The organism is Leptospira weilii (genome assembly GCF_006874765.1).
In the GTDB taxonomy this organism is placed as follows: Bacteria; Spirochaetota; Leptospiria; order Leptospirales; family Leptospiraceae; genus Leptospira; species Leptospira weilii.
The window spans coordinates 127501-137500 of the sequence record NZ_CP040840.1 but is presented as its reverse complement, the minus strand read 5'-3'; the positions used below and the strand labels follow the sequence as shown (position 1 = coordinate 137500).

At 39.4% G+C, this 10000-nt stretch carries 7 protein-coding genes (2 of these 7 running past the window's edge); 1 reads left to right on the top strand and 6 read right to left on the bottom strand.

Annotated elements, in window-relative coordinates:
• Positions 1-272, bottom strand: partial view of a PilZ domain-containing protein gene (locus tag FHG67_RS00635; RefSeq protein WP_004500605.1) — the 5' portion only. It extends 79 nt beyond the left edge of the window; only the first 272 of its 351 coding nucleotides appear in the window; the start codon lies at positions 270-272; its stop codon lies off the left edge, out of view.
• Positions 273-398: 126 nt separating this feature from the next.
• On the bottom strand, positions 399-1337 hold the full coding sequence (locus tag FHG67_RS00630; RefSeq protein ID WP_002620307.1) for an MBL fold metallo-hydrolase: 939 nt from the start codon (positions 1335-1337) through the stop codon (positions 399-401).
• A 48-nt stretch (positions 1338-1385) separates the two neighbouring features.
• Between FHG67_RS00630 and trmB the strand changes: the two genes are divergently transcribed.
• Positions 1386-2039, top strand: coding sequence for a tRNA (guanine(46)-N(7))-methyltransferase TrmB (gene trmB / locus FHG67_RS00625; protein WP_004500585.1), 654 nt, complete (start codon positions 1386-1388; stop codon positions 2037-2039).
• A gap of 660 nt (positions 2040-2699) precedes the next feature.
• Here trmB and FHG67_RS00615 read toward each other — a convergent pair.
• From FHG67_RS00615 to FHG67_RS00600, 4 genes are all read right to left on the bottom strand, one after another.
• Positions 2700-6293, bottom strand: a complete 3594-nt coding sequence (locus tag FHG67_RS00615; protein WP_142499592.1) for a tetratricopeptide repeat protein — start codon at positions 6291-6293, stop codon at positions 2700-2702.
• Positions 6290-7909 carry an LIC10124 family lipoprotein gene (locus tag FHG67_RS00610; protein ID WP_142499591.1) on the bottom strand — a complete coding sequence of 540 codons (1620 nt, stop codon included), beginning with the start codon at positions 7907-7909 and terminating at the stop codon, positions 6290-6292. Before FHG67_RS00610 ends, FHG67_RS00615 begins: the two co-directional genes overlap by 4 nt.
• 165 nt (positions 7910-8074) lie before the next feature.
• A complete protein-coding gene (locus FHG67_RS00605) occupies positions 8075-8995 on the bottom strand; it encodes a FecR family protein (protein ID WP_026054400.1) in 921 nt (306 codons plus the stop codon).
• A 131-nt stretch (positions 8996-9126) separates the two neighbouring features.
• A protein-coding gene (locus tag FHG67_RS00600; protein ID WP_004496351.1) for a hypothetical protein crosses the window boundary here: on the bottom strand, positions 9127-10000 show its 3' portion. It continues 437 nt past the right edge of the window; the window shows 874 of its 1311 coding nt (coding positions 438-1311); its start codon lies off the right edge, out of view; it ends in the stop codon at positions 9127-9129.

The window sequence follows — 10000 nt, the reverse complement described above, 5'->3', positions numbered from 1 at the left end:
TACTTTTCCTGAACTAGATCTTTTCGAATAATATCTGCCTCGATTTCAACAGAAAGCAAAGGAGACATAAATTTTACACGCTCCCCCAAAAGAATTTCTTCTCGTGAGCTGATCGAGGCTCCGATCACGCTCATATCTTCTAGATTCCCCAAAATCTCATTCTTACCGAGAACCATTTTTACTAGATTGTCCTTTCGGAACCGTTTGTAAAAGCGCTTATCGGCAAAAGCGTCGATAGTGACTTTTTTCTGTTGCCCCATTTCGATTTGCATAGTGCAATCCAGAATAACTCAAATCGAACGAAATAAAAGAAGATTTTTAAGAAAGTGGAGATCGGTAAGTCTAAATTCTTTTTAACAGAATTCTTAAAAGAGAATCAAAACAAAAAAGAACGATTTCTAAAGAAAAAACGAATCGTTTTCTCTCCCTAAAAAAACTTTCATCTTAGTGGAAGCTCCGGATTCCTGATGAAAGATTCTAAAAATATCTTCGTCCCGATGATCCGGTTCATGATGAGTCAACACCAATCGCTTAACTTCCAAAATTTCTCCACAACGAATCGCAACCTTACCGGAGGTATGTCCCCAACCTACTTTTTTTTCGGCTTCTTCCGAGCTGTATTGAGCGTCTATGATTAGCATGTCTGTTTCTCCGAAAGACTTCCTGAGCTCGGAGAACTCTTCGAGATCAGGTTCCTGAACTTCAACATCGGTACAAAACAAAAAGCTCTTACCCTGTTCCTCAAATCGAAATCCAGTACAATTTCCCGGATGTCTCAGAAGAAAGGGAGTTACCTTTACAGATCCGATGCTCGTACTTTTATTCCTTTCCAAAAGGTGAAAGGTTTTTTGAGACATCATACCAGAAAACGGAATAGGAAAATGCTCCTCGTTTTGTTGCCTTTCGAATCTTTCCTGAAGGTTGGGGATGGTAGAATAAAAATGAATATCTATGCCGGGAAAATAAGCGGGTTTAAAAAACATCCAACCTTGTATATGATCCCAGTGAGTATGAGTGATCAAAATGTGAATTGAATCTCCGGATTTTAGGCCCTCAGCAAGTAGGTCGTTCCCTAATTGTCTCATTCCAGATCCGCAGTCGATGATGTAACGCTCTCCAGACTGAGCTTGTATAAAAACGCAAGTGGTGTTTCCGCCGATTGTTCCGGATAAAGAAGGATCTAAAGAGTCTAAAAACCCCTCCTCTGAAAACATCCCGTTCTTCCGCTTGATTTCGGAATGAGCCGCTTTCAAAATTTTAAGAATTTTTTCCCTGTATTCCGATTCACTTAATGGTGTGGGAAGAGAACCGCGTACGCCGTATAATTTTATTTTCACTGTATTATATTAGACAAACAAAATGTGTAAAATTCCCTGACGATAGCGATGTCCCAAGATCTTGAACAAAAACTCTGGTCAATCGCAAGCGGGGTCCCTTTCGTTTCGGATTATTTTTTGCAGGCTAGCCCTGTAAGGAAACTGAAAAAAGAAAATTTATTCTCAAAAGTGTTCGAGACATATTTTTTAGAGTTGGGTTCCGGCTGGGGAGAAGTGGCCATTACCATGGCCCTTCAGAGACGGAATACGGGCTTCGTATTGATGGAAAAGAAATTTGACCGCATCCGTCACACGATACGCGAAATTGAAAAACATTCCCTTGATAATGTGAAAATTCTTTGCGTTAACTTCAATTGGTTCTTGGCAGATGTATTCGAAGAAAACTTATTTTCCGAAATTTTACTCAATTTTCCAGATCCTTGGCCTAAAAAAAGGCATCATAAAAAAAGAACTATAAATTCCAAATTTCTAGAATCTCTTAAAGTTCTTCTTCCGGAAAAAGGCAAGTTTTCCTTCGCGACGGACTATGGCCCGTATGCGAGAAAGACAATTCGTATTTTCAGAGATTCGAAAGTTTTCAAACCAGAAACGATGGAATTCAGATTGGAAAGAAAGGAAATTCCCATTTCCCATTTTGAAAGAAAAAAACGGAAAGAAGGAAAAAGAATCTATTATATCGATCAGATTCTGATTCGAAAATAAACTTTTGCTACGATAACATTTATAAAAGAGCATAACGCTAACTAACGTGAGTCTGTATAACAAATGCAAAAGCGATTCTATGTTTCGACCTGAATGCCGATCCATAGAAAGGCATTCGCTGAGTTAACGCGATTCACAAAGAGCCATAACCAACCACACAAGTACTTGGATCCGAAGATAAATCTGTCGGAATTCCGACAAATCCTCTGTGAAACTTACCCCACAACGCGACCTAAACACCGACCCATAGGAAGGTGTTTACTGAGTTTAGGAAGAAACGTTGAGTTAAATTCCGAGGAATTGGTGCATTATGTTGAGGCCGTAGACAGTAACATTGAGTTTCTTATTCGCCCAATTTTTCTTACACCGAATTTACGTTAAATTTAGAATACCTCCTTTACTACTCGGATGTATGAAAATGATACTCGAAAATAAGCCGCCGGTTTTGCAAAATTACAACGGTTCTCAAAAATTAAGTCAAATCGGGAATTTCCGACTTTAGGGAAGATTCCAACATTCTAATTTTCGAAATAAGTTTATCATAGTATTCTATTCATGCGCCCGAGTAGCAAGTCCGTAAGCACAAAAAAATAAATCTACCATAAAACCAAATACGTTTAATAGAATAAAATTAAATTTTAAAACGCACTTGTTGATTTTTTAACGATAAACTAAAGAATAAATTTTTCCCTCATCATCCTTTAATGGATAAGACCAAATCGGTTTACCGTCGATTCCATAACGGATCGCCTTCCCAGATTTAAATAAAACAATTCCGTCATCTTTCTTGCCCGGAAGAATTCCTTCAATGTCGGACGCTTCCACGGTAAATGAAGTCACTTTGAGTGAGTTTGATTCGACGCGATACACAGTTTTTCCCGCACGAAACCAAAGGTAAGGAGAACGAACCACGAACTGAGAAGCGGAATCGTTCGGCAGATCGATTGAAGTGGATTTTTCGTTATCGATTGAAACTATTTTTTTTCCGGACAAAAAGAAAATTCCGGTTTCATAAGATCCTAAAAATCTGAGTTCTCCGGTTCCTTTTTGAGAAATCGTTTTGGCATTTAAGTCCTTTAAAGAAGAATCATACACTTGCGTCCGAATTCCGTCTTTCTGAGCGACTGAAAATAAAACACCGGATTTAATCCCGGACCAAAATGAACCTTCAAAAACGATCGAACCGTTCAATTCGAGTTGATCAGAATAACTGTAAATTTTAGAATTTTTTCCAGACGCAATTTCAATCAAAATATTTTCCCCGGAAAGATTCGCTTTTTTTACTTCACCGGTAGGAAGCGTTGTTTCTCTTAATATGAGTCCCGTTTTAAGATCCATAATTTCGAGTTTTCTTTCGGAAACTCCGACGAGGCGTTTATCAGCCAATAAGAATTTATAAGGAGTTTTCGTTTGAATTCTCCAGAGGCGAACTCCTCGATTTTTATCCAAGGTCTCTACACTGGTTCCATAGTTTAATATTACGGAATTATTAATTAAAATAGGAATACCGATCAACTTTCCCCTACTTTGATAAGACTGTAAAATCACGGGATTATCCTCGTCTGTGATCACTAATCTCTCAGCCTGAGTAGCATGAGGGGAAGCCGGAAACTTCTCGGCAAGTTCTCTTCCTAACTCCAGAATTTCTTTTTTGATAGCAGGGTTCGTTATTTTCGTTTTTTGTTCGGAAAGAATTCGAATTAAACCAAAGAGATTTTTTTCGTTTCTTTCCAGATCCAAAGCCTTACGAATCTCTTTTTCAGCCTGTTCCAAATCTCCACGTTTGTAATAGATATAGGAAATCTGGTAGTGAGCGTCCGAAAATTCCGGATTTTTCTGAATGATTTCCTTAAAGATTGCAATCGCTTCGTTATAAAGATTGTCGTTGAAAAGTATAATCCCGATGTTATAAGGCGCAAGTTCGTTCGCGGAATCCTGCTGCATCGCGGTTTCAAATTCTTCCTTAGCAAGTTTTTTATTTCCGGAGTGATACATGGAAATTCCCTTACCGATCCTAGCCGCCACAAAATCGATGTTTAAAAGGAGAGACCTATCAAAAGAATCAATCGAGGCTTCGTATTCCTTTCTTTGAAGATGTATGATTCCCATCTGATAATGACTATAATAAGAATCCGGTTTTTTAGCGAGAATCTCTTTAAAACCAGCTTCGGCTTTGTCTATTTCGCCCTTGCGAAGCAAAAAGGCATTGATCGCTTCCCGAGTCTGAAGATTGCGAGTTCCGGGCGGAGGGCTTTCCAACATGGAAATCCCTTTTTCCTCGTTTCCTAAAGCCAAATGACATTCAGCAATTTTAATATATAGAGTTAACTTTCCAGTTTTCTGAAAAGCCTCCTGATACAATGGTATCGCTTTTTCATACTGATGAGTATCGAAAAGTTTATTCGCCTTTTGAATAATTGGAATCACAATTCCAAACTTTTGATTTTCCTGGATTGTCTTTCTCGTTTCCGCAATTTCAGGAATGTCTTTGGTTAACTTCTCCGCCTTGGAAATCCAATTCAAAGCGGAATCGTGATTGTTTCTTTCGTTCTCTTCCAAAGAAATCTTATAATACAACATCGCGAGACGAAAATTGACCGCTTCGTTATTCGGAAATTTTTTCTGTAGATTTTTATAAACGTTTTCTGCCTTTTCGTATTCCTTTTTATCTTCGTAAGTTCTTCCCAAAACGATTGCGGCAGAAGGATCGTTACCGGTTAAATTTTCCAATTCTTTCGTGTATTGACTAACTAGGTTTTGATTTTTTTGAGAAGAATAAAGGCGAATCAATCCTTGAAGCGCCGGAATATTTTGCTTATTTATGGAAAGGGCTTTTTTAAAATTTTCCTCGGAAGACTTCGGATCTCCCGAAATGAAATACAACCTTCCAAACGCATTGTAAACGGAAGGTTCCTCCGAAGAAGCTTTCTTTGCCTTTTCGTAAAACACTTTCGCTCCTTTGGTATCTCCTCTTCTAAGATGTTTATCTCCTTCGTAAATCTGTTCGGAGATATCGATAAATGAGACGATCTGTTTCTTTTCAGATTCAGACTTTAAGGACTCGGCTTCCTTTCTTGCGGCTTTATATCGATTTTCTGCGATCAATAAAAACACTAAATTTGTTACGGGTTCCGCGAATGCCGGATCCAACTCTCGGGCCCTTGTAAAATACACGAGAGCCTTTGCAGGCTCACCCAAGGCTTTCATATTCAAACCCATTTGGTTTTGATAGATCGCATTGTTCGGAAATAGAGAGATCGCTTTTTCCAAGACAGATACCGATTTTCTGTAATTTCCCGTTTTATAATGTACCGCCGCGATTCCAGAAATCGCCTCTTGATAATCGGACTTAAGTGCGAGAGAACTCTCAAAAGCTTTCAGCGCGGCCTCATATTCCCCCGTTAAAATTCGAGCATTTCCAAGAAAGATATAAGGTGTGGGATTTTTAGGATCGTTTTGAATCGCGGTTTGAAAGTGAGAAGCGGCTTCCTTATAATTCTTTTTTCTCATGGCCTGGTTCCCATTTTCCAAAGCCGAAGCAACTCTAGTTATGGAGGCTGATTTTTTCGCGGACAATAATTCCGGATTGTTTTTCCTCGCTTCTTCGAAATAAACCTCGGCTTCTTCATACTTTTTCAATTGCACCGCAGCGTCTCCTAGTTGCATGTTCAATTGAGCGGGAAATGCGAATTCCTCTGCGGGAATTCTTTTGAGAGTTTCGTAAGATTGTTCGAACTTACCTTGGTTTTTTAAGATTACCGCTTTTTTGAAGGAATAATTGTATTTGTCTTTAACCGGTAAAGATTCCAGTTTCCCATAAACTTCTATCGCATCCTCGTTTTTACCTTCAGCGGTATAAATGATGCCTAACGTGAGTAAAATCTGTTCATTTTCGGGATCAATATCGGTTCCTTTTTTCAAAGAAGCGAGTGCGTCCCGATTTTTACCGAGTTTGTATTCGGAAACCCCAGCAAGATAATAACCCGGTGCGGTTGGATACGTATTCACCGCAAGATTAGCTTTTTCCAAAGACTTTTCAAAATTTCCTTTTTGAAAAAAAGAATTTCCTTCGTTTAAAATTCTCGAAACTCGTTTTAACTTTTCACGAGTCGCTGAATCTTTTTCTAGAATCGCGTCTTGAGTTTGAGATTTTCTAAAATCCTTACTCAAACAATGGATAGTAAATTGCCCCCAAATTAAAACGAGTGCTACAGTGAATATGATATTGTTTTTCATGGAATTCAAACCTTTCATTTATATCCTTTATATTCGATCTTGAGATTTCTTAACGGAGAACGTTTTGAAAACTTCTCCCCTCTCGTAAGGATGGAAATTCGCCAAACACCGGAAACATCGAACGTATCCTCTAATACTTTAGAATATCCCAAATACAATCGAATCGTTTTTTCTTTCATATCTGTTACGATCCGAAACGGACGTCCGTCTTCTTTGTCTTCCTTTTTAAATCTGTATGTTCCAACGTTGTCTCCATTGGAAGGAAAGGAATATACGCTAAGTCTTTCCTTTTCATATTCCAAGCTGATCGTCTTTTTCGGTGTGTGAAAAGAAATCGCCACGATCCCAGAATCCGATTCGGAGGAGATCGGAATGATTCCTTTCACTTCCATATTTTCGGGAACAAAAGGAGCGGAAAAAACACCGTACCAGCCGGGGGACAAAGAAGAAACATTCTGAAAATCTAATGTTTTTCCCGAAAAAGCCTGAAACCCTTTTTCACCGGAAAGTTTCCAGAACTCGGGCTCGGACACCAAATTGTCGGTTTTATAAGGCAGCGCAATTTCGGTGATTTTATCGGCCTCTATGATCAACTGACCTTCATAATAAACCAATGGCCCGTTCTCAGTATCCCGAACCAATTCCAGCTGTATCGCCCCCGGACTAAGATTACTTCTATAAAACGGGGTCTCCCCGGTTTTTAAACCGTCTAGCGCCACTTGAAGCGCTTCCGGAAAACTTAAAATCCTCAAACCTCCCAGTGTTCGATCTTCTTTCCATTCTTGATAAATGGAAATGGTTTGACCCGAACGAATTTGTAAGGATTTAATTACGTCTTTTTGCCCCGGACGAGTAATTTGAATCTGCTGCAAACCCTCCGGCAACGGATAATTTCGAAAGGATGCGATTCCGATCTTTTCACCTTGAAACAAAACCTCCGTATCCGCAGAAGAAGCGCTAAATGAAAGATAACCTTGAATCGATTTTTTAAGAATCGAATCGATTTCTCCGGAACTCAAAGACTTTTCCCACACCGGAACCAAAGTAGATTTCGGATCGAGTGCGAGAATTCCTGAATTGTGTTTTAGATAATAAACCTGATTGGCTTGCAATTCGTCCTCAACTTGAGGAGTTTGAAAAGATCCGTCCACACTTCCATAAACGATATCTTTCACAGGATCTATGATTTTTTGGTTTACAATCCATTTCCCGGAAACCTCGCGGATATCAGTTTGTATCACGGCGTCTACTTCCAGTTTTTTGATTGTCTCCGCAAACTCATCTAAGGTTTTGCCACCCGAATCTGCAATTCGAACTTGTTTTCCTTTTACCTTCGCCCAAATCAGTCGGACCTCATCGCTTAAGAAAGCCGCAAGTTTCGGATCCATCTCTCTCGGTATCTTAAAAGGAGCAAAAACAAAGACAGGAGTTGAATGTCCCGTCTTCCGAATTTTATAATCGGCATCGGAACCTGCCCCAAAAATCGCTTCTTCCTCTTTAAGCGATTTAAACGTGGGTTCCTGTAAAACGGAATTGAAGTTTTCGATTTTTTGAACGGAAGAACAATCGATAAAAATCCATAAGAAAAAAAAGAAGAATGTAAACAATCGCATCGGATTAAAAATAAATTTCATAAGAGTTTATTATTTTCCATCAGGTTGAATAAGAAATCCATTATAAAAAAATCGAGAGAACGATCATCCGTAATTTTCGATGATTTTCGATTAAAAATAAAAAAACCGGGGAAAATCTTCCCCGGTTTGTAAGAACACAACGCAGTTCAAGGGTTATTTAAAATTTTAAAAACTTTCTTTCGGGTTTAATTTCAGTTTTTCCTTCTGTACATCTTGTTGTACATATTTGGTTTCGTTTACGGCCTTAGCGATTTTCGTAACCTCGTCGGCGTTGTTACGATCCGCCTCGCGCTTTTGAAGCTCCGCCTTTACTTCCTCTACAGAACCCGACTGGCTCAAAATTTTAAGCTCTTCACTGGAAGATTTAAGTTCTTCCACGAGTTTTCCATATTCGAAAGTTTCATTTTTATGAAGAACGATCAATTCTTTCATTTCAATAAGAGAATCGCTTTGAAGCGAACGAATCAACTTATCCGTAAGCTTTTGATTCTTTTCGATTCTAAGCTCCCGGTTTTTGTTCAGGATAACTTCGGAAGATTCTCCCTTTTTAGAAACTGCGATAGTTCCTTCGATCACAGCGAAACGAACGGTACAATTTTCTTTCGCACAATTGATTTTGGATCCCTGCGGACTTTCTACGGAGGTCAAAAAGGAAGTTCCTCTAACACCCGCAAGTGCAGTCGGTGTGGAAACGGTAAACTCGGTAGTTTTCTGATTTTTCTTTACCATAGTCACGATTTTTCCGTAATTCACTTGAACGTTCGTATCCAACCCGTTCGGATTCATAAGGGTGGAGATTTCGATATTGGAATTTTTAGACATTTTGACAACGCCACTATCCGAAACCATAATCTCGGCTCCCCCATTCGATCCGGTCACAATCCGATCGGTAGAGGAAAGAACAGCTCCCAACTCCGCTTTTCTTTCCCCGGAGTCGGAAAGAATTTTGACATCTCCAAGAATCCACACAATTCTCGCTACGGCAGAATTAGATTCGGTTTTTACCTGGTCGCTACCGGATGATTTGTTAGTGCTACAGACCGTCGACAACATGCAAATCACTGCAATGAATAGATAACGTTTCATAGATCCCCCAAACTCAAAAAAGCTACATTTTAAATAACATGTTTCCCCGCGGAAAATTGCAAGGATTTAGAACTAATATATCATACAAATAGGGCGATTTCTCGTAAAAAACGCTAACGTTTCACGTTAGTTTACTTTTTTTTCGGCTTTTCCGGTTCTGTGATGATAATATCCAATTCCTCTTCCAATCTGCATTTCGGATAGTTATCAATAGGAAGACTAGTTCCGACCCAACCGAAGGCTTCTTGGGCCGTAATTACATGAATATCCCAACCCATAACGATATTTGGACAATCCCAAACTTTATTTTTACAAAGTACTTGACTGGATTTCGGTTTGGGGTACGCCCATGCCGAAGGCGGATAAACACACTTCATTTCCACTTCCGCAATCTTTCTCAGTCTTTTAACGTTTACTTCGAACTCTTTGAAAGTGGAAACCAAAGGATTTGCAAGAAGTTCGTCAAAATATTTTTTGGAGGTGTTGTAAGTGATATAGTAAACCAATTCCTCCATCACATAGTCTTTATCAGAAGCGTTGTGACTGACATTGGCTATATAACGGGCTAGTTTTAATGCGTCGGTCAGTAAGGCTTGAAATAAATCGAAGGATTTTTCCGGAATCGCGTCTTCTTTTGAGCGATCCTCCTTACTATCGCTTTCACCGTCGTTCGAAACAATATCGTCCAAAAAGGTTTCGTTTATACTTTCGCTCTCTCCGCCCTTATCAATCGAAATCAGCTTCTCGGGGTTGTCCATCATTCCGAGTGGCATATGACTGGAAATCGCGCCGTACGTAAATCCGATAAGATCAAGTTTTTGTAATACATCAGAACACTTATGCGCGATTCTGACTTTTTCATTGTCATCGGAAGGCAATTTGATGAACCGATCCACTCCGATACGAGGAACGTCCATAAGAACTCCCGCAGTGAAAGCATATCTTCGAAGAAGTCTGAACTTCATCGTATCAGGAATCATCACGATCCCAAGGGCCAAAAGACCC

Excerpts from the sequence above, each read along its gene's own strand:
- trmB (WP_004500585.1), top strand. The coding sequence starts at position 1,386 with ATGTCCCAAGATCTTGAACAAAAACTCTGGTCAATCGCAAGCGGGGTC.
- FHG67_RS00610 (WP_142499591.1), bottom strand. The coding sequence starts at position 7,909 with ATGAAATTTATTTTTAATCCGATGCGATTGTTTACATTCTTCTTTTTT.
- FHG67_RS00605 (WP_026054400.1), bottom strand. The coding sequence starts at position 8,995 with ATGAAACGTTATCTATTCATTGCAGTGATTTGCATGTTGTCGACGGTC.
- FHG67_RS00615 (WP_142499592.1), bottom strand. The coding sequence starts at position 6,293 with ATGAAAGGTTTGAATTCCATGAAAAACAATATCATATTCACTGTAGCA.